22 protein-coding genes and 1 tRNA gene are annotated in these 24,378 nt (G+C 40.0%); 10 read left to right on the forward strand and 13 right to left on the reverse strand.

The window, feature by feature from the left end; translation table 11 throughout:
• The first annotated feature begins 445 nt into the window (after positions 1 to 445).
• Both ACM0OP_RS10610 and ACM0OP_RS10615 read left to right on the forward strand, forming a co-directional pair.
• Complete coding sequence (locus tag ACM0OP_RS10610) at positions 446 to 1,507, forward strand: hypothetical protein (RefSeq protein WP_414528376.1); 1,062 nt, start codon at positions 446 to 448, stop codon at positions 1,505 to 1,507.
• Positions 1,508 to 1,945: 438 nt separating this feature from the next.
• On the forward strand, positions 1,946 to 2,143 hold the full coding sequence (locus ACM0OP_RS10615) for a hypothetical protein (RefSeq protein ID WP_414528377.1): 198 nt from the start codon (positions 1,946 to 1,948) through the stop codon (positions 2,141 to 2,143).
• Here the strand turns inward: ACM0OP_RS10615 and ACM0OP_RS10620 are convergent.
• Complete coding sequence (locus ACM0OP_RS10620; protein WP_414528378.1) at positions 2,140 to 2,673, reverse strand: alpha/beta hydrolase; 534 nt, start codon at positions 2,671 to 2,673, stop codon at positions 2,140 to 2,142. The genes ACM0OP_RS10615 and ACM0OP_RS10620 overlap by 4 nt on opposite strands.
• A gap of 273 nt (positions 2,674 to 2,946) precedes the next feature.
• On the opposite strand from ACM0OP_RS10620, the gene ACM0OP_RS10625 reads away from it, so the two are divergent.
• On the forward strand, positions 2,947 to 4,653 hold the full coding sequence (locus ACM0OP_RS10625; protein WP_414528379.1) for a DUF1565 domain-containing protein: 1,707 nt from the start codon (positions 2,947 to 2,949) through the stop codon (positions 4,651 to 4,653).
• A 45-nt stretch (positions 4,654 to 4,698) separates the two neighbouring features.
• On the opposite strand, the gene ACM0OP_RS10630 is transcribed toward ACM0OP_RS10625, so the two are convergent.
• Positions 4,699 to 4,971 (reverse strand): DUF3493 domain-containing protein, encoded by a 273-nt coding sequence (locus ACM0OP_RS10630; RefSeq protein ID WP_414528380.1) that lies wholly within the window; start codon positions 4,969 to 4,971, stop codon positions 4,699 to 4,701.
• 33 nt (positions 4,972 to 5,004) lie between these two features.
• On the opposite strand from ACM0OP_RS10630, the gene ACM0OP_RS10635 reads away from it, so the two are divergent.
• Positions 5,005 to 5,076 (forward strand) — tRNA-Thr (locus tag ACM0OP_RS10635).
• A gap of 426 nt (positions 5,077 to 5,502) precedes the next feature.
• Here ACM0OP_RS10635 and ACM0OP_RS10640 read toward each other — a convergent pair.
• From ACM0OP_RS10640 to ACM0OP_RS10650, 3 genes are all read right to left on the reverse strand, one after another.
• Positions 5,503 to 6,531 carry an SGNH/GDSL hydrolase family protein gene (locus tag ACM0OP_RS10640; RefSeq protein ID WP_414528381.1) on the reverse strand — a complete coding sequence of 343 codons (1,029 nt, stop codon included), beginning with the start codon at positions 6,529 to 6,531 and terminating at the stop codon, positions 5,503 to 5,505.
• 272 nt (positions 6,532 to 6,803) lie between these two features.
• The gene (locus tag ACM0OP_RS10645; protein WP_414528382.1) at positions 6,804 to 8,132 is read right to left on the reverse strand and encodes an S-layer homology domain-containing protein; all 1,329 of its coding nucleotides are present in this window, start codon (positions 8,130 to 8,132) and stop codon (positions 6,804 to 6,806) included.
• 115 nt (positions 8,133 to 8,247) lie between these two features.
• Positions 8,248 to 9,738: a hypothetical protein gene (locus ACM0OP_RS10650; RefSeq protein ID WP_414528383.1), complete on the reverse strand. Its 1,491-nt coding sequence runs from the start codon at positions 9,736 to 9,738 to the stop codon at positions 8,248 to 8,250.
• A gap of 131 nt (positions 9,739 to 9,869) precedes the next feature.
• Here ACM0OP_RS10650 and ACM0OP_RS10655 point away from each other — a divergent pair, with 131 nt between their 5' ends.
• Positions 9,870 to 11,075 carry a histidine kinase gene (locus ACM0OP_RS10655; RefSeq protein ID WP_414528384.1) on the forward strand — a complete coding sequence of 402 codons (1,206 nt, stop codon included), beginning with the start codon at positions 9,870 to 9,872 and terminating at the stop codon, positions 11,073 to 11,075.
• 21 nt (positions 11,076 to 11,096) lie between these two features.
• Here the strand turns inward: ACM0OP_RS10655 and ACM0OP_RS10660 are convergent, their stop codons facing one another.
• Positions 11,097 to 12,119, reverse strand: coding sequence for a GGDEF domain-containing response regulator (locus tag ACM0OP_RS10660; RefSeq protein WP_414528385.1), 1,023 nt, complete (start codon positions 12,117 to 12,119; stop codon positions 11,097 to 11,099).
• Positions 12,120 to 12,579: 460 nt separating this feature from the next.
• On the opposite strand from ACM0OP_RS10660, the gene ACM0OP_RS10665 reads away from it, so the two are divergent.
• Positions 12,580 to 12,840 (forward strand): CRR7 family NDH-1 assembly protein, encoded by a 261-nt coding sequence (locus ACM0OP_RS10665; RefSeq protein ID WP_414528386.1) that lies wholly within the window; start codon positions 12,580 to 12,582, stop codon positions 12,838 to 12,840.
• A 103-nt stretch (positions 12,841 to 12,943) separates the two neighbouring features.
• Here ACM0OP_RS10665 and ACM0OP_RS10670 read toward each other — a convergent pair whose 3' ends face one another.
• Positions 12,944 to 13,495 carry a DUF2854 domain-containing protein gene (locus tag ACM0OP_RS10670; protein ID WP_414528387.1) on the reverse strand — a complete coding sequence of 184 codons (552 nt, stop codon included), beginning with the start codon at positions 13,493 to 13,495 and terminating at the stop codon, positions 12,944 to 12,946.
• A 176-nt stretch (positions 13,496 to 13,671) separates the two neighbouring features.
• On the opposite strand from ACM0OP_RS10670, the gene ACM0OP_RS10675 reads away from it, so the two are divergent.
• Positions 13,672 to 13,854: a hypothetical protein gene (locus ACM0OP_RS10675; RefSeq protein WP_193997546.1), complete on the forward strand. Its 183-nt coding sequence runs from the start codon at positions 13,672 to 13,674 to the stop codon at positions 13,852 to 13,854.
• Positions 13,855 to 13,988: 134 nt separating this feature from the next.
• Here ACM0OP_RS10675 and ACM0OP_RS10680 read toward each other — a convergent pair whose 3' ends face one another.
• Complete coding sequence (locus tag ACM0OP_RS10680) at positions 13,989 to 14,393, reverse strand: response regulator (protein WP_414528388.1); 405 nt, start codon at positions 14,391 to 14,393, stop codon at positions 13,989 to 13,991.
• Between the two features lie 138 nt (positions 14,394 to 14,531).
• Positions 14,532 to 16,739, reverse strand: a complete 2,208-nt coding sequence (gene ppk1 / locus ACM0OP_RS10685) for a polyphosphate kinase 1 (protein ID WP_414528389.1) — start codon at positions 16,737 to 16,739, stop codon at positions 14,532 to 14,534.
• A gap of 110 nt (positions 16,740 to 16,849) precedes the next feature.
• Between ppk1 and ACM0OP_RS10690 the strand changes: the two genes are divergently transcribed.
• A complete protein-coding gene (locus ACM0OP_RS10690) occupies positions 16,850 to 18,274 on the forward strand; it encodes a sensor histidine kinase (protein WP_414528390.1) in 1,425 nt (474 codons plus the stop codon).
• Positions 18,275 to 18,640: 366 nt separating this feature from the next.
• On the opposite strand, the gene ACM0OP_RS10695 is transcribed toward ACM0OP_RS10690, so the two are convergent.
• From ACM0OP_RS10695 to ACM0OP_RS10705, 3 genes are all read right to left on the reverse strand, one after another.
• Complete coding sequence (locus ACM0OP_RS10695) at positions 18,641 to 20,047, reverse strand: sensor histidine kinase (RefSeq protein ID WP_414528391.1); 1,407 nt, start codon at positions 20,045 to 20,047, stop codon at positions 18,641 to 18,643.
• A gap of 52 nt (positions 20,048 to 20,099) precedes the next feature.
• On the reverse strand, positions 20,100 to 21,122 hold the full coding sequence (locus tag ACM0OP_RS10700) for a tetratricopeptide repeat protein (RefSeq protein ID WP_414528392.1): 1,023 nt from the start codon (positions 21,120 to 21,122) through the stop codon (positions 20,100 to 20,102).
• A 98-nt stretch (positions 21,123 to 21,220) separates the two neighbouring features.
• Positions 21,221 to 21,850: a sigma-70 family RNA polymerase sigma factor gene (locus ACM0OP_RS10705; protein ID WP_414528396.1), complete on the reverse strand. Its 630-nt coding sequence runs from the start codon at positions 21,848 to 21,850 to the stop codon at positions 21,221 to 21,223.
• A 420-nt stretch (positions 21,851 to 22,270) separates the two neighbouring features.
• Between ACM0OP_RS10705 and ACM0OP_RS10710 the strand changes: the two genes are divergently transcribed.
• Positions 22,271 to 22,867 (forward strand): glyoxalase-like domain protein, encoded by a 597-nt coding sequence (locus ACM0OP_RS10710; RefSeq protein ID WP_414528393.1) that lies wholly within the window; start codon positions 22,271 to 22,273, stop codon positions 22,865 to 22,867.
• 120 nt (positions 22,868 to 22,987) lie between these two features.
• The gene (locus tag ACM0OP_RS10715) at positions 22,988 to 23,431 is read left to right on the forward strand and encodes a DUF29 domain-containing protein (protein WP_414528394.1); all 444 of its coding nucleotides are present in this window, start codon (positions 22,988 to 22,990) and stop codon (positions 23,429 to 23,431) included.
• Between the two features lie 89 nt (positions 23,432 to 23,520).
• On the opposite strand, the gene ACM0OP_RS10720 is transcribed toward ACM0OP_RS10715, so the two are convergent.
• Positions 23,521 to 24,288, reverse strand: coding sequence for a CHAT domain-containing protein (locus ACM0OP_RS10720; protein WP_414528395.1), 768 nt, complete (start codon positions 24,286 to 24,288; stop codon positions 23,521 to 23,523).
• Positions 24,289 to 24,378 lie beyond the last annotated feature (90 nt).

The following is a 24,378-nucleotide window of genomic DNA, read 5'->3' on the forward strand; positions in this document are numbered from 1 at the left end:
GCAGCATCCACACAGTAGTTTCTAATGCTCTCACCTTTATTGAGATACGTTCCCCTAGCTACATTGCGGGAAATACTATTGCAAAGTATCATTAATTAATGTTTGGTAATCTTGCGACAAGAATTAACTTATTTAAATATTGATCAAGAAACTATGACTTACGCACTGTACAAATTTATTATCTTGTGTATCAACCAAAATACATGGTTTCAGGCTGTGATCAATCATCCTTTGATAAATAGTGATCGCCTAAAAAGTATCGAAAAATCAAGGTTTAATGCCTGAAATCCATACCCCACATTTGGTTTTTCCTGTCAATGCGTAAGTCCTAGAAACTTAAAATATTTCTTTAAGCATATTCCATCAATGCTTTAATCTTGATATCAATTTTCAAATGTAAGCAATTAAGAATTTACTCTACATACAATTAATCAGGGGTATTTTTATGATGTCACTTGTTTTAGGCACTCTTGCTCTAATTAGTGCTGCTTTAGGCTCACTTGCTGGTGCTATATCAATTAGCAATATATATGAAATAAAATACAACACTCAAATCATGCTAAGTCTTTATGAACAAGCGTTAATAAATTTTCAAAATGATTTAATTTTGACTCAAAATGAAGCCAAAAAATATAGCATTCTTCAAGAGGAAATAGTTCCTAAAATTAACAATTTCATGAAATTAATTGCACAGGATGATGAAAATAAAGAGCAAAAATATTTAGAGGAAATACAAGAATTATCACTAGATAAAAATGATAATTTGGAAATATTAAAAAACAATCATAATATTGGTGATATTGCTGATATTACACAAAAAATAGTCAATAATATCTTGTCTGAAGATTTAGAGATTCAAGAAAATCTCAATAGATTAAGTAAATGGTTGCCGATAATTGGTGGTTCTAATATTATTATTGCTTCTCTGATGGTGATTGATAATATTATACTTAGTCCTGTCATACTAATTAGTGGCTTGATTATTTATTATCAAGTTAATAAAGCTTTAATAAAATTTAAAGGATGGGAATCAGAAACTAGGACTGCAATTGAAAAAATCAATTTAGAGAAAGGTTTAATGCAAGAAAGAAGAAAAGAAATTTCTGAATTAATTCGACAACTAAATGATTTAAACAAAATTCTTAATAACTTTGAATCTAAATATAAAGCTGCTAAAATTGCTGGACAAGTAGTAAATGGTGTAGATATTGCATTTCGTATAATCAACCTTTTTGCTCAAGACAATAAGCATATTAATAATTCTAAACCAATCATACGTATAGTAAAGTTTTTAATTTCAAAAACTTTACATCCAGACAATATAGCAAATAATTTCCGCGAAAATATTACAAAACAATATAGTGATATTTTTGTTTTGCAATTAGACAAAATTTCTGAAGTTAAGTTTGAGCGACAATTGTTATGTAAATCTTCTTTGGAATTGGGTTTAAATTTTGATATTTTATTGACTACTGTATACTCAAAAATTGGTCAACTATACCAGTAGTCACAAGTGCTAGGACATTTCTCCCTTTTACCCGTTCGCTGCTTCTTGTTCTCTGTTCCCTGAAAACCACAATTATGATGTCCTAACGTGTATGCGTAGTGCTATGGTTGATTGCGGCTAGAGTTATCGGACAAAATAGCTCTATTTTGAGAATAACAGTCAGTATTGCGTGACTTTTAGTGACCAATGAGACAGAAGTGGCTGGTATAAAAGTATTATCTTAAAAAAATTCAGCAAGATTTTACTATTTTAGGTGTGGGGGTAAGCTACTGATGATTTCAATCCCTGAGAGGGATTAACACCAAACCCCAAAAACCTTTAAAGTAGACTCTGATGGGTGTAAAACGAATTATGCACTTTCTCATCTAGGCAATGTTGTAGTTGCTGAAGGTGAAAACTGCCATAACGGTTGAATTTCAAACTGAGGAATGAAGAACTATGGCTCAAATTCCATCTGCTAGCGATCGCCAATTTTCTGCTGATCCCGAAATTTGGTACAGTCTTAAATGCGCGATCGCCACTAGTTCAGGTTTTCAACGCTGGCAACTAGAAAACTACCCCCAATTACAGGGACTTCCTCTAGAACAACAAGTACAAAGATATTTACGCGAAACTTTAGAGACTTTAGCTTATTAAAAATTGAGCAAATCTTGTAGACCTACTTGCAAACGGCGAAGTTGATGGTAAGCAGTCTCCAGCCGTTCTCCGTCAACTTCCACACTTGTCGTGGGATAATTTTGAATAACTTCTAGCAAAGTCACCTGTCCATCCTCATTAGCCGAGAGTACCAAAGCTGCTCGTAAAGCTTGCCGGTCGGCTGTACGCGATGGTGTATGAATTACTTGACTCAGCTCATCCAGGATCACATTACCAATTGGGCTATTCAGAACTCTATCTAAAACCACCAAGTCGATATTCACCGGTGTAGTCAAATATGGGCGAATTGCTTTAGGGTCTTGTTGCGCTAAAGCGAAATTGACTCGTAGTGCAGATGAGAGTTCTCCAGTTTCCGCAAAAGTAGATAGTTCCTCGACGGAAATTGATTCACGAAAAATACCGTATTTTAGCAGCACTTGTTCAGCCGCAAAGGCAGAGGTGTGGAAGAATAGCACACACGCACTCAGTAAAAATAAAGCTTGGCGCAGCACCAGAAACTGATACAGCATTTTCCCTATTATCCATAAGTTTGGTTTACTGAAAATCATATCTATCGAAAAGAATCGCCGCATCTAGCTGTAGTTATCTCCGGAAACCCAGCATTTTCTGGGCTAAAAGGATATAACTTAGCCACAAGAACCCAATTATTTATGTGTTTGATTGTGAAACTTAGCTGATTGATTGCCAGTCATCCGATCTAGTTTGGCATGGATTAAATAGCTTTTAGCTGCTATATTTGACCCTGTTTAACCAACTATAATTCAGCTAATCACAGAAATAAAATGAAATATTGGGATTTGCATATTCCTGTAGCTGCTCCACGCCAGCTATCAACCAAGAATTTTTGGCTCTTATTTAGCACTAAACTCAAATCAACATTACCCTTATCAGCAGGAATCATAGCCTTGCTGCTTGCACCTGCGGGTTCCATATTAGATAGTCAAGCAAATGCTACTGTTGCCCAGCAAAAGGTAAATACCTCCACTTTAGTGGCACAAAACTCTACATCTGCAACAATAATTTACGTTAATCCAGAAACTGGTACAGATACATCCGGTGTTGCTACTACCGCAGATGCGCCCTATAAAACTATTACTTTTGCTCTCAGACAAGCCCAACCAAACACAATTATTCAACTAGCACCAGGAACCTATAACAGCGAATCTGGCGAACAATTTCCTCTGTTGCTTAACCCTGGAATTAGCCTACGTGGTGATGAATCTAGTAAAGGTCAGGCAATATTAATTACTGGTGGTGGTTCTTACGCCAGTCGCACCTTTGCCGGACAAAATATTACAATCTTAGCTAACAACAATACTACTGTTGCAGGTTTAACTGTAACCAACCCCAATCAGAGAGGTACAGGAGTTTGGGTAGAATCAAGTAATCCCACGATCCAAAATAATACTTTCACTAACAGTGCTAGAGAGGGTGTTTTTATCACTGGTGCTAGTAATCCCAAAGTTGAAAATAACCTGTTTGTGCAGAACCAAGGTAACGGCATTTCCATTGCTAGCACAGCCAAAGGTGAAATTCGCGGTAACTTATTTCAGGATACAGGTTTTGGTCTAGCGGTAGGCGGTACTTCTACACCCCTAATTGAAGGGAACCAAATCATCGACAACCAAGATGGTTTGTATATCTCACAAACCGCTAAACCTATACTGCGTAAAAATGTCATTCAAAACAATAAGCGGGATGGCATTGTTGCCACAGTTAATGCTCAACCTGACCTGGGTAATAATGAAAATCCTGGGGGAAATTTAATTCGTAATAACACCCGGCATGATGTTAATAATGCTACCTCTAATACCATTCTTGCTATTGGCAACGACATTGATCAGGGGCGGATTTCAGGTCAAGTCAATTTTGTAGCTGCTAGTGTTGATCTACCCACTGGCCAAAGCGCTTTTAGAGATGTTCCTGAAGGATACTGGGCAAAAGCTTACATTGAAGCCTTAGCCTCTCAAGGGATAATTGCAGGCTTTCCTGATGGCACTTTTAAACCTAATGATCCTGTAACTCGCGCTCAATTTGCCACCATTGTTACTAAAGCTTTGACACCACCGGTTAAACGGCCAGCTACTAATTTTAGGGATGTAGCCAGTAATTTCTGGGCTTACGGTGCAATTCAATCTGCTTACCGGAGTGAATTTTTAGCTGGCTATCCTGATGGTAGATTTCAACCACAGCAGGAAATTCCTAGAGTCCAAGCATTAGTATCTTTAGCTAATGGTCTGGGTTTTACTGCTAATAACCAGAATGTTCTGGGTTTGTATAATGATGCTGCCCAAATTCCTAATTACGCGATGGGTCCGGTAGCAGCAGCAACGACCCAACAATTAGTGATTAACTATCCTACTGCTCGACAACTAAATCCCAATCGCCCCGCAACTAGAGCGGAAATTGCGGCTTTTGTTTATCAAGCACTGGTTAATGCTGGACGTGTGGAACCAATTAACTCACCCTATTTGGTAACAGCGCAGTAAAATTTTACCTTTGACATCCTGTAAATTACATAGGGTGTCAAAGTATTATTTAGAAGGTTTTTGGCGTTTTTGCTCCCAGCGCCAGAGAAAAATCATTAGAGCTAAAACTCCCACTTGCAGAGCCAAATTAGGTAAAGCTTGCTCAATATCTCGCCCAGCTAGGACTTGAAAAAAGAAAATAAATGCGCCAATGAAAGCGGATGCACCAAAACCAATATAGATAAATTGCCGCACACCACGATAGGGGGCTGCTATTTCTGCTTTGAGGCGGGCATATTGTTCAGTATTTGGGGGATTTTGGGGATTTGGTTTGATCATCAATAAATAATGCTATAATCTGATGCTGTATAGGCCGATGTGGCTCAGTGGTAGAGCAGCTGATTCGTAATCAGCAGGCCACGGGTTCAAATCCCGTCATCGGCTTGAATTAAAAGCGCAGTTAAACCTGAGTATGTGCTAAGTTTACCGAAAATTTGGGTTTAAAGCCCCGTCCTTATAGGACGGCTTTGGTGATATTATGTTTTTAGCGGTAAAGCGCACAAATAAAAAACGAAGTAGGTCAAGCGGACGACTCCTGTAGACAAGCCGAAGGCATGGCTTGTCGAAGACATCCGGAACCCTGGTAGTATAAATCCTCAATCTTGTATAAATGTGGGAGTAAAGCAAAAATTCCAGAAATCGTTTCAAACGCGGTCGGGCAGTCCGTGTATGCTTGTGGACGTATCCAAACGGGGAGATTTGAATATTTTATATTCAGGTTTCTAGTTCGGACGGATGAAGCAAGAATCCTCATGCCTTTAGGCTGAGGAGTGTCAAATACTCAGATTGGGTGATATTATTTTGGTTTCTTTAGTTTTCTTTAGAAATAGCAAATTTCTTTTGTTGGCGCTTGAGGACTCCTGCTGTACCTAAAGCACCAATCGCTAATAAACCCCATGCTGAACCAGATTCAGGCACAGATTGCGGTTGCAATGCGGTAAAGGCTGCATCTGCTAAGATGCCATGAGCTGTGGCGCTAGGATGGACGAAATCCCAGTATAAATATTGTTCTGGATTACTACAGAGTGTTTGTGCGATCGCATTGAAGCACGGTTCAGTAAAGTTTGTAAAACCTAAACTTTGTGGATTACTGAACAAAGAATTGACATCTAGAGGCAAAATATTTAAACCCAGATTTTGGCTAAAACCTGCCAGAATGGTGGATAATCCAGCATTATGCTCTTGGGTTAACTGATTGAGGCTGTTAGATATAGACTCACCTTGACTGAGGCCTCTGGGAGTATTGCCCAAATTTGGTAAATTGGGTACTACCAAATTTTGCACCCCAAAACTAGCTAGGGCTTGTACAGCATTGGATATGTTTTCTAAGGTTTGAACAGAATCGGTAAAAGGAACAAAATCTAATGATTCGGTGGGTAAATAATCATTTGCACCTAACCACAGTACATAAAGTGCATCAGCGTCAACAGGTTGCTGATTTGTATTCAGCACAGTTTGAAATGCTCCCACTTGCTGCGGCAATCCTAAAAGATTACTATCAATGGTGTTAGCAGTTGTGCTAGTGGCTCCACCTACAGCAAAGTTAACTCCACCTTGAGGGGTAGCGCCATTGAGAACTTGAATAAATGGGGTGGGAGAATCTAAGTTCAACTTTTGAGCTAATTCATCTATCCAAGCAGGACCATTGGTAAAGCGTCCTTGAAAGTAGGGTGGGGGTGGCAGTCCAATTCCTGTGTTTGGGTTTATAGTGAGATTGAAGACATTGCCTGTATCCGATAAACTATCACCAACTACATAAAGCCCGGTAAAAGCGGAAGCCTTGAGTGGCAACATGAAGGATAAGAGAACAAACCCTGCTGCCATTAATTGTGTTTTCATATTCATATCATTTGAATAAAAGTATTTTGACAGTGAGTAAATCTAAGTATGTGCAAAATATGCAATTAAATTTATTTCTGTACGTATGTTTAATCTGGTTAGACATACTTACAAGACTATATAAGTTATATTTACTGTAAATCTAGGATTTTACTGGAACTTCATGATTTATCGCCGTTTTATGAATTATTGATAAAGTGACAATGCCAAAAATTTAGCCAGGGCGGTTGACGAGACTACCCCAGCTGAATGTATGAATGGGAAGAACTAATTCAGTTTTGCGATCGCCTGGAATTGACAGCCTCAGCCACCGATATCCCCTCTCCCAAAGTCCCAAAATGGCCTAAAGCCGCCGCCGCTTCTGCACGAGATACAGGTTTTTTGGGTTGAAACAGGGTTGTATAGCCAAACACCCGACGAATATTTGATTGTTCGCCATTTTGGAAATCTGCCAGCACTGCGCGTAACGCCTTGGGGTCAATTTTTCCCCCATCTTGAAAACCCCAGGTTTGATTGACCGCTTCTAAATTGGCAGCAGGTAAGGCTTGGCGAGTATCTAGGGGGATTTTCCACAAAATCAACTGTTCCCTAGTTAATGGTGCATCCGGACGGAATGAAACTGCTGTGGAGTCACCAGATAAAGGACTGGGAATTAAACCTGCTTCTGCTAACCCTTGAATTACAGGAAAATCAGGATCATTTGCAGGTACATCACTAAAACTTGGTTGAGTGCTGGTTAATGCCAAGCGAATCTGTTTAGCCGGATTATTCACATACATAGCATTGTTAGCAGCAACCAGCCAACGGGCATATTCTCGGCGAGTAATGTTTTTGCTAGGTTCAAAGGATTGATTTACGCTATCTTCAGACTTTAAGGACAACACACCCAAAGCGGCTAAGTCTTGAATAGCTGGACGCATTTCTGGCGGTGCTTGGTTGAGGTCATCGAATTGCTGAGATTTGCCGATACTTGTTTCACTGGATGTGTTAGCTGGCTGTTTAACCAGATTATCCGGGACAACAGGGCTAGATTTCGGATTGGTAATTTCCCCCACTTCTGTGGCGGAGGTACTAGTAGGTATGTACTCAATAACTAAGGTAGTAGCTGTTTGTGGTTGATCAGGTTGGGGGTTGGTAACTGATTTCGGCTGCACAGATATTGTTACTTCCAAATCCTGACGACGAACTTTAAAGGTATCTTCTAACTCATCTGTAGGCTGTTCTAAAATCTGCCAGTCACTTTTCTGCAACTGTTCGCTATAAAAGCTAGTAATAAAATTGCTGGGGTCAGAACTTAGCCAACGAGTGACTACAGGATTTTTTGCGCCACTAGCAGGTATGACTGACTCTAATTTTGCATTGGGATACAAAGGGATATTTTGGGGAAAATCAGCTGGTAACTCAGATGTAGGCTGGTTTTGCCCTGGTTCCCCTTCATTTGTCTGAGATTCACTAACAATACCTGGGTTGTTTTGTAGCCTGGGATCTGCCGCCAAAGACTGTTCGAGGTTCCTGGCGTTGGGATTATTCCCACAAGCTGTTACAGAGGTGAGTAAAACAGCCAAACTCAGTAAGACAGCTGGACGTTTACAAAAAATCACGGTAAATCACAAATGGCGTGTCAATTCCTACCCTAGCGCAGACTACTAAAATTTATAGCGATCGCCAAGGTAATTAGGACATTTCCTGTTCCCTGTTCCCTGTTCTCTTATGGAATTATTGTCGAATTTTTGGGGCGGGTAATTCTTTCAAAACTCGCCATACTACGGTATAGCTACCATCATCACGCCGATGTACTGGACGGAAGGCGATGACCAGATCACTGCTACGAATTTGTTGTAGTTGTTCTGGCGATATGGCTTGACTTTTCAACATCATCTCTGGAAGTTGAAATTGCAGCGATCGCACTAAATAAGTATGGTTTAATTTAGCCTCAGCATGGGAAAAAATTACTGATTTTTGCTGCCAATTCTGGTGTTTTCCCGTGACAAACCGTCTTTTGTCTACCTGTAAAGCTCTTAACTGTTGCGGCGGTTGGTAATTTAGGAATAGTTCTCGCGTTGGCGATGTTACCCCTTGCAGATTGCTATCTAACTCTTCCAGAGGGATATCACCCACATCAACCATGAAACTATAATCTAGGGCTTGATCTACTAATCGAAAGCGCTCCCCGGCTAGCTCAAGTGCTAAGATAGGATTAAATCCATCCTTCGCATCACCCAAAGAAGGGAAAGGATAGCGCTCACGGACATTGCTTTGCAATCGATTCCAAAGAGTATTCAGGGGACGTTGGTAAGCTGAAGCCTGTAACACACGGAAAATACCAGTATTAGGCAATGCCAACAACTCAGCGTAAATTTGCGGTTCTTGCTGACTAACACAGTAGGTCAGGCGATCAACCACCCTAGCATTTTCCCAAGGATCTGTAAACCGAATTTCTGGGGGAAATAACCCTTGTGTCGCCGTTAAAATTTCTTTGGCTTGAGTCAGAATAGCTAGCGCTGACTCAGGGGCTACAATTGCAGGTTGTATGGGCGGTGCATAATTGGCTATAGCTGTTTTCGCACTTCTGCCAATTATCTGTTGTTGTCTACCTAAACCATAAGTGGATAACTTTGGTTCTAGCGCCGAGAAAGGTATAGCCGGCTGATTTAGTTGGGGATACTGTAGTGGTGCAATGGTCAATACAGGATCTGGTAGACGTTCACCACTGATTAAGGGTAGTTCTCTAACTAAAGCTAATTCCGCCCGCCGATATAACAGTCTGTCTAGTATGGGAGATAGTTTTAATAACTCCTGGCTAGAAGTATACAAAGAACAGTAAATTTGATCTGGGGCTGATGTTAACTGGTTAGAAGCGGGTGAAATCTTTCTGAATAAATCCCTTTGAGAGTTACACAAGGTTTGCGTATGCTTTTCCTGGCGATGCACAAAATTTTCTGAACTCTTAACTTGAACTGTTAGTTGTCCTCTGACAACTCTGATGCGATTGGGATCTGGACTATTGAGGGCTTGTTCAATTCTAGCAATCAAGTCTATCTGACGCTGCACTAGTCTCCCGGCTTCGGTATAAAATTTTTCTGCTGTTGGCTTTGATGTAAGATTTTGAGTTAAGGAGGATGAAGAGTTATATTCGGCCGCTAAGGTAGTTACTGGCATAGCAGCTAAAGGAAAAGGTAGTAAAAAGCCCCAAAATAACTGTCTCATTTCAAAAACCCTGGGTAGATAGGAGTATTAAAAATCTAAAATAGATATTAAATTGGAGAAAATCCCCACGTATCGGCAACCATCAGTCCATTTTACTTTCTGTTAAGCGAAGCGTCGCCGGGTTGTTACCAGTGCTGAAACAAGATTACATGCAAGTTTCCCAGGATCAGCCTATTTATTCTGAGGCTCCACTCCAGCTGTTGTTATTTGTCGATGGACGACCTAAGTCTCGACAACAAGTACAACGTATTCGTGCTTACTTAAAAGAATTACAATCTGAGTATAACTTTGACCTGCAACTTATTGATGTGGGGCAACAACCATATTTAGCAGAACATTTTAAATTAGTCGCTACCCCAGCTTTAATCAAAATTCATCCAGAACCCAGACAGATTATCGCTGGTAGTAATATTATTGCTCAATTGAAGAACTGCTGGACTCGCTGGCAAACATCTGTAGATAGTTGTTCCCATTTGTCAGAAGATGTCCAGGAACCAATAGAGAATAATCATCGGCGATCGTCACCGACATCTACAATTCATTCTGTGGCTGTTTCTGCGGAATTGATCCAACTTACTGATGAAGTTTTTCGCTTGAAACAGGAAAATGACAAACTGCAAGAGCAGTTACTATTTAAAGATAGAGTGATTGCAATGCTGGCTCATGATCTGCGGAATCCTCTGACAGCAGCTGCGATCGCTATAGAAACTTTACAATCTAATTACAATATCGAAATGGCTGCATTTACCCGCCTCAAACCAGCTATGGCAGCCCATTTATTAAAACAAGCCCGCTCTCAAACTAAAACCATTGACCGGATGATTGCTGATTTATTGCAGGTCGGTAGGGGCAGCGATACAGAGATACCCATAATACCACAAAAGATGGAAGTTGGCAACCTCTGTTTAGATGTATTGCAAGAATTGCGCGATCGCTACATGGCCAAATCCCAAGAAATAGAAACAGATATTCCCCAAGACTTACCCAAAGTCTATGCTGATCCAGAACGGGTCAGGCAAGTATTGATCAATTTACTAGATAACGCCATCAAATACACCCCCGAAGGGGGCAAAATCAGCATCTCTGGATTACACCGCACCACCCAAAAAATTCAATTCAGTATTGGCGACAGTGGCCCAGGGATTCCCCCAGAAAACCGCGATCGCATCTTTGAAAACCACTACAGACTACAACGTGATAAATCCATCGATGGTTACGGCATTGGTCTGTGTTTATGCCAACGCATCATCCAATCACATTATGGTCAAATTTGGGTAGATGCTGCCCCCGATGGCGGTGCATGGTTCCACTTTACATTACCCGTATATCCATCTTGAAAGCAAAATCAGACACCATCCTCAACTCTGTACAATCCGATTCCGCCCAGCCCGTTTTGCTTGATAAAGAGCCTGATCCGCAGCCATAATCAAATCAGAAGGAGAAGATTCCCAAGTAGGAGTAATAGTCGCCACTCCCATACTCATCGTCACATACTGGCTAATTTCAGAAGCACTATGAGCAATTTCTAAATTCATCACACCAGATTGTATTACCTTAGCCATGTACAACGCATCATCAGCATAGGTATGAGGCATAACCACAGCAAACTCTTCACCACCGTAACGCGCCACTAAAACTTGATTATTCTGAGCTTTATGACTTAAAGTATCGCTCACCAGACGGATACAACTATCCCCAGCAGGATGACCATATTCGTCATTATATAACTTAAAAAAATCAATATCAGACAAAATCAAAGATAAAGGAGATTGATCCTGCGCCAGATTAATCCACTGCGTATTCAGATAATCATCAAAGCGACGACGATTAGCCAGCCCAGTTAACGAGTCTATATTAGCCAATTCCTGTAAAGCCAGATTTGCTGCTTCTAACTGTTTATACACTTGCGCCTGTTGCAAAAGTTTTCTTAATCGTTGGCGCAACACCGGCCAATGAATGGGCTTAGTTAAGTAATCTGTTACTCCTGCATCAAAAGCACGGTCTACAGACTCCTGATCATCCAAACAGGTAATCATTAATATAGGAGTGCGTTGCCATAACTTTGAAATCACAGCATTGCCCAAAGCAGCCTCCATATCCAGACTAGCCAGGGCTGTCATCAAATTATTTTTAGCAATTTGGAGCAATTTTCTACAGCAAGTAAAGCCATCCATCACGGGCATGATAGCATCGAGTAACACTATATCTGGTTTGACACTCTTATAAGCATCTAAACACTCCTGACCGTTAGTAACCTCAACAACTTTATAGCCTTCTTTTTCCATAGCTTCACGCAACAGTAATCGGATGGTCTTGTCATCATCAGCTACCAAAATTACAGGAGGTTGCTTAGATAAACTAAATGGGCTTATGCCTGACATGAGTTGCGTACCACTGAAAATGAGAGTATCGGGTTAGAACATATCTGAAAAAACCTGATCTTGATTATTAAATCCTTTCAGAGCAACAGTTGCTTAACACTAGTCAAAATTCTTGAACAAACTTTATGATTTAGTCGCTGCTCTGTACTCATCAAGGGTAACAATGTGAATTTAAATCAATATAGGTGGGGAGTGGGGAGTTACTTCGACTTACTTCGACTGCGCTCAGTACAAGCCGCTCAGTAACCAGGGAGTAGGGAGTGGAAAACAGCCTTTTGAGTTGTTGAGAAATCAAATAGGAGTCCTATATCTAAAATATAGATAAACTCACCTGAGCTATAAAGCCTGCATTAGCCCATCAAAAATCAAATGTTCATCATATTTTCGCACAAACAAACTCGGAAAAATTGACTTGGCAACTGTATCTAGAAATTAACCTTTATTGAGAAAAATTCTTAAAATGCCAGATTCTATAATGTATCACCAGGACAACTTTGTTGTTCTAGAAACAGACCAACCAGAACAATTTCTCACCACCGAGGAATTATTAGACAAGCTCAAACTTGTGTTAGAAACCATAAGTTATGAAGACTTGTCCCCAGATTTACAAAAAATTGCATCTGTAACTGCTCAAGCCCAATACTTAATTGACACTAGTTGTGAATTAGATATAGGCAGGGGAAAATATTTGCAGTGGTATGTAGTCCGATTAGAAAAGTAGTTTTGTACTCAATCAGCTTTTTCCTGTCAACACCACCTTCCTATTTTTTAGCAAGTTCCGCGAACAGGTGAGTGGGAGTCACGTCTGAGAAGGGCGGAAGCTGTTAAGCATCTACAATTGTCAGAATTGTTAATTCGATCATCTCTTCGCCCACTTCTGTAATTTTAATATCTATTCCAGGGCCAAAATACTTTGTCATTTTTTCCTGTTTTTCCTGCCAAACATCCAAAGAAATAAATGGCGAATCAAACTCTAAAATTAAGGCATAAGCCCCATCAATTTCGGTTTCTCGTAAACCTGTAACCACTGGTCTATCTTCATCTGTAGGACTCAAACCCAGGTAAGACAGCGCTTCATCTAAATGAGCCTCTTGACCATAGCAGTAGCGGGTGATGTCCTTGCGGATTTTATTTTGAGTAACCGTTGCTTGCTGCTCTCGTAACAGTAATATTGATGGCGTTGTCTCTTCGCTGAAGGGTATAGGCTGAATTTCATTAGCTTTCAACGCCAGTCCCCCTAAGAATAAAGGAAACCCATAAAAAAATCCCACCAGATTAAGTGTGGCATTATCAGCACCGTAGGCAGCAAAACCAACAACGATCAATATACCGCCGATGGTTAAACCGATAGTCCCCAAAGAAATTTTACGTAACATGAGTTTCGGATCTTATAATTTCTTAACATCTCAGTTTTATTATTATCGGTTATTAGTCACAATTAAAGAAAAGTTCTTCATTGCTCACGATTTTTGTATAAGCCTAATTAACCGCGTATATGCGCCATTTTGGGTTAACTTTAAACTTGAGCCTATTTCGATACTGGGAAAAAATTATGGATTTACAGACTATAAAAGAACGAATTGCCGTAGTTCAAAGCAAACGGGAGTACCTACTCAGCCTCTTGGAACAACCCAATTTAGGAACTTTGAGAATTGATGTCAATCAGGCTTTGGAAGAGATGGATGATTTAATTGATGAATTTAAACGGACTATTCCAGAGACAGATCATAATTAAGCTCAACTAGGGGAATAGTAGACAGCGCTAGTTAAACCTGAAACTAAGGGCGAACCTAGTGCTGTTTGTTTTTGAGACTCTCCAAAAATCTCTTTGATCCTGCACCCTATCAAAAGTTTTCTATCGCCGACATATTAATTATTTTTGGCACGTTCACCCAACTGTCTAACTAAAGCAATAAGCTCAGTTGTAGGAACATCTTTTTGACAGATATCATCAAAGTTGAGGTTGCTATTAGCAGCCCAGAACTGGGCATCTTCCACTGAAGAATAAGCAAGTATTTGAGTTTTAGGAGAGATGGCTTTGATATGACTAGAAGCACTCCAACCATCCATAACTGGCATTTGTAAATCTAGAACAATGACATCAGGTTGAGCAGTTGGCAGCATTTCTATGGCTTCTTGACCATTAGATGCTAACCCCACTACATGAAAATTTTCCTGAGTTGAGAAAGCTAGTTGTAGAGTTAAACGCGTAAGTTCGTGATCATCAACCACTAAAATACGCAAGGTCGTAGACTTACAAGACAACATTAACATTTATAAAATAGAAAGATTGATACATCAACCCTTATAGTTTATGGGAAGAAGTACCAAAAATCACTCTATCTTCTGGATAATATTTGCGGAAAAAGCAGCCAAAATACAAATTTTGGCTGGAATTAACTTGATGTGAAACTAGTCTGTGTAATAGTAGCTTTTTTTGGCATCAATCAAGTTTGATGCTATACCAGTTGAACGTAATGCCATGTTAATCAGAATTTTTTGTGAATTAGTTTCTGGAGAGTCTTCACCAGGGTGGCGTTGGATATAACTACCATCAGATTGTAGTTCCCAGGCTTGACGATTATCGGCTAACATGATGCCTAGAAGTTCTTGCAAATCTTTAGCAATGTCTGGGTCTTTAATTGGGGTAATTACTTCGACTCGCCGATCTAAATTACGACTCATCCAATCAGCGCTACCAATGAAAATTTCTTCTTGTTCATTATTATGAAAATAATAAATCCGAGAATGTTCTAAGAAGCGGCCAATAATACTGATGACGCGAATATTTTCACTGATATCTTTGAGTCCTGGACGCAAAGAGCAAATACCGCGAATAATCAGATCAATTTGTACTCCAGCGCGGGAGGCTTCGTATAATGTGGCGATGATTTGCGGATCTACAAGGGAGTTCATTTTGGCCACAATGCGCCCGGAAAAACCATTGTTAACATTTTCTATTTCCCGATGAATTAATGCCAAAAAGCGATCGCGCATATTCACAGGTGCAACTAGCACTTCTCGATATGATTTTTGTCGAGAGTAGCCAGTTAAAAAATTAAATAAATCCGTAATATCTGCGCCCAATTCTTCCCGACAACTAAATAAGCCCAAATCTGTATACAGTCGTGCTGTTTTAGGATTATAGTTGCCAGTACCTATGTGGATATAGCGACGCATCCGGTCTTTTTCTCTTCGCACTACCATGACGGTTTTGCAATGAGTTTTTAACCCTACTAAACCATAAACAACGTGTACACCAACTCTTTCTAAACTCCTAGCCCAGTAAATATTATTTTCTTCATCAAATCGGGCTTTTAATTCCACTAATACAGATACTTGTTTGCCATTTTCCGCAGCTGCAATTAAGGCTTTGACTATGGGTGAGTCGCCGGAAGTGCGGTAAAGGGTCATTTTGATCGCTAGGACATTTGGATCATGGGCTGCATGGGTAATAAAGCGGACTACTGTGGAGGAAAAGGATTGATAGGGGTGGTGTACCAACAAATCTTTTTCTCTGATGACTGCAAAAAAGTCTTGACCTTCTTCTAATTCCAGAGGATCTGAGGTGAGACTGGGTTCTCTCAACCTTTGTAGGCGTGAAGGTACTACAGACTGGCGTGGTGGTTCTTTGAGTTCGGGTAATGGCAAGGCCATAAAATACATTAAGTCCCGCAGTCCTAAAAGACCATCAACTTGATAAACATCATTTTCGGTGAGGTCTAAATCTTGTAATAATCGAGAACGGATGGGATCTGGAGTATGGGATTTGATTTCTAGTCTGACTGGCGTTCCACCCATGCGCCGTTTGCGTAGTTCTTGTTCAATGGCTAAGAGTAGGTCATCAGCTTCATCTTCTTCCAAAGCCAAATCAGCGTCACGGGTGATGCGGAAGGGATGATATTCTTGTATGTTCATGCCTGGAAAGAGAAACTCCAGGTTATGTGCGATCGCCTGTTCTAAAGGTACACCAGTCCAGTGAACTGGATTTCCCGTTTCCGAGATTCCTAACTCTGGTGGTAAAGGTAAAAATCGCGGTAGTACATTCGGTACTTTCACCCTAGCAAAAAATTCTTCTTCAGTATCTGGATTTTTAACTACAACAGCTAAATTCAGACTGAGATTAGAAATGAAAGGAAAAGGATGACTAGGATCAACCGCCAAAGGAGTTAGAACCGGAAAGATTTGTTCTTCAAAGTAGTTATCTAGATAACTGCGTTGTTTTTGATTTAAATTTATGTAATCCAGTATATGGATACCGTGACTGACTAGCTGAGTTTGCAAAACTTCTTCAAACTGCTGGTGCTGCTTTGTCACCAGAGGACTGAGTTTTGATCTGATATCGTTTAATTGTTCTTGCGGTGTCCGACCATCAGGAGTTAACTTGGCAACTTTTGCTTCCACCTGTTGTTTTAAAGCTGCTATTCGCACCATAAAGAACTCATCTAAATTGGCGCTGAAAATTGCCAGAAATTTTAATCTTTCTAATAGCAGTGTCCTGGTATCACAGGCTTCATGGAGGACGCGACTGTTAAATTCTAACCAACTTAACTCGCGGTTCAGGTAATATTGCGGATCGTTCAAATCAAGGTGATTGGAATTTTTTTTTGATTTCGCCATGACGATCTCTTGGTAGCCAGATGTAGCCCATACAGCTGGGGGACAATCAATATAGTAAGTTAAATAGGGCATGAGTGAAACTCCCTAGTCAAATTTTTCTAAGTTGCCAAATGTTTCAAGCTACTCGTCGCCGTCTTGCTATCTGGTATACTGCCGTAACTGCAATATTACTGTTACTGTTTGCCAGTGGTGTATATTTATATGTCCGCAGTACATTGATTGAGCGTGTGGATGATACCCTCAATCACGTAGTGGAAATTGTCGAACGCTCTTTGGTAATTGAGCCTGTGGATGGGGATAGTGAAAAAGTTCGCATTAATGTCGAGGCGAGTTTCCGGGATAATGCCAACACCGTAGAAGATGACCACATTGACCTGGAATGGTTTAGTCCTACTGGTAAATTAGTTTGGTCAACTGTATCGGAACCTTTAAATATTCCTATTCACGGGAACCGTCTGGGTGAAACGGTGCGTGTAATTAGACAAGAAATATGGGGAGACGGAGAAACACGGGATGCTCCACTTTTATTAAGACAAGTTACCCAACGTGTGGAAGTGGGACGACAAGTATTAGGATATCTGCGTGTTAGTCATCCCTGGTTTGAAGTGACTAAACCTAGTCGCCAGTTAATTATTGATTTAGCCTTGGGTACTTGGTTTATGGTGCTTTCTGTGGCTGCTAGTGGCTGGTTTCTGTCAGGGAAAGCGATGGAACCTGTGGGAGAATCTTACCAACGTCTGAAACAATTTACGGCTGATGCTTCTCACGAACTCCGTAGCCCCATTACTTTAATTCAAACTAATGTCCAAGTTGCCCTTGCTGATTTAGAATTAGCAGATACACAAGGTACTACTTTTGTCAACTATCGGCAACAATTAAAACTAGTAGAACGGCTAACCCAGCGTTTGGGTAAGTTGGTAAATGATTTGTTGTTTTTAGCTAGACAGGATAGCGGTATCAATAAAGATGTTTTTTCATCTTGTCCTGTGGATGCTTTACTTATAGAGGTTGTGGAAGAACAACAACTATTAGCTAGGGAAAAAAACATTAGTTTAACTCTAGAATTGGTTGATCCTCCTGTAGGGGAAAGCACGCCGGAATTATTAGAAAATTGGTTTACACTGGCGGGAAATTGGGATCAGTTGGTGCGCTTGTTCACTAATTTGATTAGTAATGCTTTGCAATATACTCCTGCGGAGGGAGAGGTATATGTACAGTTGGCGCGTTTAGAGGGAAGCAATCGGGTTTCTAAAATTCGTTACAGTACATCTGTGCTGCAAGTTAAAGTTATTGATACAGGGATTGGTATTCCATCGGAAGCTTTACCGCGCTTATTTGATCGGTTTTATCGGGTAGATCCAGCACGTACCCATAAGACAGCGAAGACAAGTACAGAAAGTTCTACAGGTTCAGGTTTAGGATTGGCGATCGCATCTGCAATTGTAGAACATCATCAAGGTCAACTGTACGTTGAAAGCAACATCGGGCAGGGTACAACTTTCACGATAAATTTACCCATCACTCCAGAGTATTAAATTTACTTTCTATCTTTATTTCTTCTGATAGATGAATAACTATAATTTGATAGCTTATCGTATTCGGTATGTACTTGTAAAACTTTCCTGTTTCCCGTTTTAGAGTCTCATGCTATACAAGCTAAGTCCAAATGAAGACTTCTGGCAATCGGTGTAATTAGATTGGGTTTGTATAGCTAAGATTTTTATTTAGACTGTAATTTGAATGTTCAAAATAAGACTTACGCCAAATTTACATTGAACGCTACCACTGATATGCAAGAGGTTCAAAAGGACGGTGCAGTGTTGTTGAATTAAAATTCAACCTAAAGCGGAGACGGGGAGAAAAATCTGGTTGTAGATATTTACAGAATTTGTGCAGACTTTCTATACAGGTATTTCTATCACAAATTGTGTGCTTTTTCCTGGCTCAGAAAAACAGTTTAATTTTCCTCCATGCTGCTCAACTACAATTTGATAGCTGATAGCCAGTCCTAGACCAGTCCCATCACCAACGGGTTTCGTAGTGAAAAAAGGATCAAAAATGCGGGACAAAGTTGTTTGATTCATCCCGATTCCATTATCAGTAATTGAAATTTTAACTATATTATCGGGAGTAACCATCTCTGTTTTAATTTCAATAATTGGCTGAGAAATAGGATTGGAGTCAGAGGTAAATGCATCAATTGCGTTATTCAAAATATTCATAAATACCTGATTCAGTTGACTGGCATAGCAGTTAACTTTAGGAATCAGTCCATATTCTTTAATTATCTCAATTGCTGGGGATAAATGATCAGCTTGCAATCGATGTTGTAAAATTAGTAAAGTGCTGTCTATTCCGTTATGGAGGTCTACGGTTTTTTTACTTGATTCATCAAGACGCGAAAAGTTGCGTAAATTCAAGACAATATCACGAATACGATGGCTACCTTCTTCCATCGAATTAAACATTTTCGCAACATCTTGTTTGATAAATTCCAAGTCGGTTGCTTGAATTTTTGCTTGCAGACTACTAGATGGATGAGGATATTCTAATTGATATGCCGTAATCACTTCCAATAGGTTGTTAACATATTCTTTACTATGATTAATATTGCTATAAATAAAACCAATGGGATTATTTATTTCATGTGCAATACCTGCAACCAAATTTCCCAAGCTAGACATTTTTTCTGCCTGAATCAGTTGTGCTTGAGTTTTTTTTAACTGTTTCAGGGTTTCTTGTAAATAAATATTTTGTTCTTGAAGTGCTTTTTCCGCCAATTGACGCTCAATTTCTGCGGCTGAACGAGCTGCAAAGATTTTTAAGATAGACTTTTTTTCTGCGTAATTGCGTTCTAACGGTTTAGTATCTAAGCCTGCTATATGCCCTAGACGCTTACCATTACTATCTAAAATGGGAACCCCTAGATAGCTTTCTGCATTCAATCTGACTAAATCTAAGTCTTCAGGAAAGTTTTGTTGGATGTACTGACAGTAAATCTGAATACCCTCTTCATAAACAACACCACAAGGAGTTCCACTCAAATTGTATTCAAAATTGGCGCCAAATTCTTCTCCTGTCCAAAAAGCCAAAACTCTGGCTCGTGGCTCATCTTCATCAATAAACTCTGCAATGAGTGCGTACTGAATTTGCAGGACTTCAGCTAAGTAATAGACACAAGCTTGGAAGAAGGCCTCACCCACCTGGGTTGCAATTCCTTCGACAATCAGTTTCAGATTGATATTTTCTTCTGGGAGTGGTTGATTTGGTGAAGAAATGGCAAGTTCTGTGGAATCAGGAGTCTGCATAGTTTTAGATTGGATCTTGAATAGGTATTACCACAGAGACTGCACTTACAGATTACCGCTTCAGCATTTGAGTCAAGCGATCAACTAATTGTAATTCTTGTTTATTATCTTCTAAGGTTTGCGCCAAGATGATTGCCCGTTCATAGAAGTTGCGCGCAGTGGAATAATTACCTAGTTGCTCATACAAATGAGCATAAGATGCAAAGGATTTTAATTCCTCTCGGCGATTTTGTAAGTCTTGGGAAATTATCAGCCGTTTTTGTAGTAAATCAAAGGCGCGTTCATAACGTCCGACAGCACTATGTGCTGTTACTAAACCGTCAATTGCTCTTAATTGATTAGTGCGATCGCCGCTAGTTTGAGAAATTCCCATAGCTGCACCATAAGTCCCAATGGTATCTGGATAATTTCTAACTTGTAAATAGGCATCACCTAAATTATTCAGCGTATTAGCTTCACTGATGGGATCACGGATTTGACGACGGAAGTTTAAAGCAATTTCATATAGTTGAATGGCTTTATTGAAATTTCCCTGTCTGAATGCTGCTAAACCTAAGTTATTTAAAGATAGTCCTTGGCCTTCAATGTTTTTGACTTGACGGGAAATAGTTAAGGCTTCTTCACTGGTTTTTTCTGCGGCTACAGGTTCACCTTTTTGTAATAATAAGGTGCTGATATTGTTTAAGCCAAAAATTTGACCTTGAAAGTCTTTAGTATCACGTGCGATCGCCAACCGTCGGCGTAAGGCATTTTCCCCTTCCTTAACTCGATTTAAGCGAATATAAGACTGTCCCAGCAAATCATAAGCTAATCCTTGCGCCCTCAGATCACCTATGCCATGATAAATCCCCAATGCTTCCAAAGCTGATGTCACAGCCTTCTCAGGAAACCCTGAAGCATATTGTTCTTTACCAATCCGCAATAAAGTATCTGCTTTTTCTCTAGATTGTCCCCAAGTGGAACTATCCACCCGGTAGTGGAGTTGTTCGGTAATATCAGCCGCACGCGCCACTGTGGGAGACAATAAAGCAATAGACAGTAAAACGGAACACCCTAATAAATGCTGTTGTTTCATAAAAATTACCGTTGAAATTTCCGCCTTCAGCAGAAGATTCCTCAAAAAGAATTAATTTTTTCTGATCAATACCAGCAAATTACGCATTTATACATAGACTATGATTGCACAAAATCTTGATCCAAGTAGATAGCGCGGATGTCTGCTGGTAATTTCTCCTCTAGCATAGAATACCCTTCCTGGAGGAAATTAGCTACTTCGAGCGGGGATATTTTTTCTCCTTCCGCTTGCAAATAAGCTGCAATTCTCGTCTCACTCCAATGGAAAGTCTGAGCCATTAATACAATCAGGCGTAACATCGGTGGTAGTTGATCTAAAGCCTGTTCTACATAGCACCATAAAGGTGGCGAAGTCGCCGAGAGGGAATAATGAATGGCTTCCGTTGGCGGTAGTTGAATTTCATTGATACAGAAAGCGGTAATATTAATTAACCAATTTTGCAAAGTCAGAGCTTGGGGAGTGGATGAAGAATCAGCTAAATCTAGCCCACCCAGTTCGTAATATATATGTTTCCAAGTCAGGGCAAACAAATAATCTGCCTGCACAGGCGATCGCGCTGAATGCTGAATCAAAGTGTAAACTATAGGGCTATAACGGCAAAAAATCACAGTAAAATACCTGCCCGCATCTGGATAACTCTGAAATAAATTCAGCAGTTCCTGATCATTATGATGAAACAGCGACTTCACTAATGGGTGATTAGCTTCGGTAAAATGCGGAATTTGCATAGTTTGGGGCTGAATCGTCGTTAAAATACTATTCTTCATCTCAATCATGCCCTGATCTGTATAAAATTTACTCTTGGTTTATTCGTTCCTCAAACCCAGATTAGTTTAACCTTGTCGCCCAAGTCCACAACCTGAATACACTGACTACTTGTATCAGGCAGCAGAGAGCAGCCTTAAAACTTCTTAATTGCAACGGTTTCATGATCTGTTTTTTTCCTAATTTCCCTGGCGATCGCCATATAAGACAAAAACTGCCGCAAAACTCTGATCTCAGACATTTACAGCAAATTACAGAACCTGCTAGTTTCCCCGTGGACTGCTCGGACTAGTTCACTATTGATAAACTAAATAATAAGAACTTAAATTTAGTCGTATCGACAATAATAAAAGCTCCCCCTTAGATAATCTTTTGGTTTGTTCATGGTTATAGCAGTTAATGTAATGCCTTTCTTATTTGCCCCTTTGACTTTTGGCTCATTTTTGTCTTCTTTACCCTTAGATAGCCTATTCTCCACCCAGGGGATTATGGTAATTTTGCTGGCGGCGTATGCTGGCGCTATGTGGATGTTCCTGACCAGCGCCCCCAAAGTACACACAGTCATGGTGTCTGACTTGGAAATTGCGCGACAGTTATATGAAGGGTTGCTAGATTTGCCAGCCGCCGAAGTACCTTTACACTATTACTACAACTACGAACAAACTTTAGGTGCTACTGGCATTGATCCACTTTATATGTCCACCAGTCCCAGTTGGTCTAATAAAGTCATGAATAATGCTAATGATGGCCTCTGGTATCAGGTGAAGAAAAATACACAGTTGCACGTCATTTCAGGGGCGAGTTTAGGTAACAAAAATCAGCAACGTCATGTTTGCTTTGACCGCGACTGCTTGGATATGATTTTATTACGAGTGGAAATGCGTGGTTTGAAATTCAAGATTCGCAACCAAAAGCCCCTCAATTTTTTGGTGAAGGACTATGAAGGACGGGTAATTGAAATCGCCGAAGTCGCAAATTAATCATGACTTTTGAGCTTGGGTGTTGCAGGCTTGATCTGATCAATACCCAACATTGTTTCATATAGCAATGCTATTTGAGTATCTAACCGCCAAGTCGCCAAGAGCGTCAAGTGAAGAAGGATGTACATCTCACAGCAATATGAAGCCGATTTCTATGGTTGGACTCAAGAGCAAATTAATTTGCTTGAAAATCAACAATGGGATAAGTTAGATACTTTGAACTTGATTGAAGAAATTGCTACTTTGGGCAGAAGAGAACGGCAAGAATTGAGAAATGGGTTAGGGTTATTATTAGGGCATTTACTGAAATGGCAGTTTCAATCAGAAAAACGCAGCAATAGTTGGTTGGGTACAATTAGAGAACAACGTGTACAAATTAAGTTCCTGCTGCAAGATAGCCCTAGTTTAAAACCATATTTAAATGCGGTTTTTGCCGATGCGTATGAATTAGCTTTAGCTTTAGCAATTCGAGAGACTCAATTCGATGAACAGGTATTTCCCGAAATATGTCCTTACACTCCAGAAAAAATACTCAACCCTGATTTTTTAGCAGAACTGAATTAAAATTAATAGGCTCTCCTCTTCTGGTTATGAATATAAGGAAGAAGATTGAGTTACAAATAATAAAATATCTCAGGTTTTGTTATGGTTAATCACCGTAAACCCTGACAGATAAAAGCAGACCAGTAGTGAGGAGCAGAAAAAGGGAATTGCTGGGTAGAATTTTCGATTTCTTTAATTCGTCTATTCAATTTGGCGTACATATTATATTCATACACCCATTGCTGATGTTCCACAGAACCTGAAAGATATTTTTTTCTATTTCCCATCAGTTCTTTTTCCCTTGCTTCTATGGGCTGGGATATTTTTTTTAAGTCTACTTGTGTAAGTTCCCGTAGCTGAATTTGGGCTTGTCTTAGCGCTTCAGGACGACTTTGACCATGTTTTCTATGTTGGTAGTAGAAGATAGAAAATAGTGCTGTCGCTAGATCATTTACTTTCCAAAGACTACTGATAACACTTCTCGCACCAGCACACAAAAAGCCTGTGGAGAGAGTAAGAACATCATCAGTTAAGGAAGGTTTACCTAAATTAGTTTCGCAGCAAGATAGAAACACTTCTACAAGTTGAGGTAAACGCCAGCTTGGTGTCATCAATTGTCCCAAGGTGATGCAGCTACCATGCGCTAATGTTAACTGTGATTCTAAAGGATTATCGAGGCGAGATTGGGCATGGTGACAGGAATGAAGTACTTGGACTTGTTGTGCTAACTTTCGATAGTTGTTAGGGGTAGCTTGATTACTGCCGATTAATCTATTTTCTCGTGGAATATTATACATTTTGGTGATTTCTTCACCTTCAAATCTACAGCAGAGCAGGTCATCTTGTGTATCTTCCACAGTGCCATATTGTAGAGACATTTGATTAAATGTCCCTATGGTTTCACGTTGTTGACTTGAGGGGGCGACGAAGAAGTTAAAGAGGCTGCTGTATAAGCATCATAGCCATCA

Source organism: Nodularia chucula CCY0103 (assembly GCF_963923915.1).
Lineage (GTDB): Bacteria > Cyanobacteriota > Cyanobacteriia > Cyanobacteriales > Nostocaceae > Nodularia > Nodularia chucula.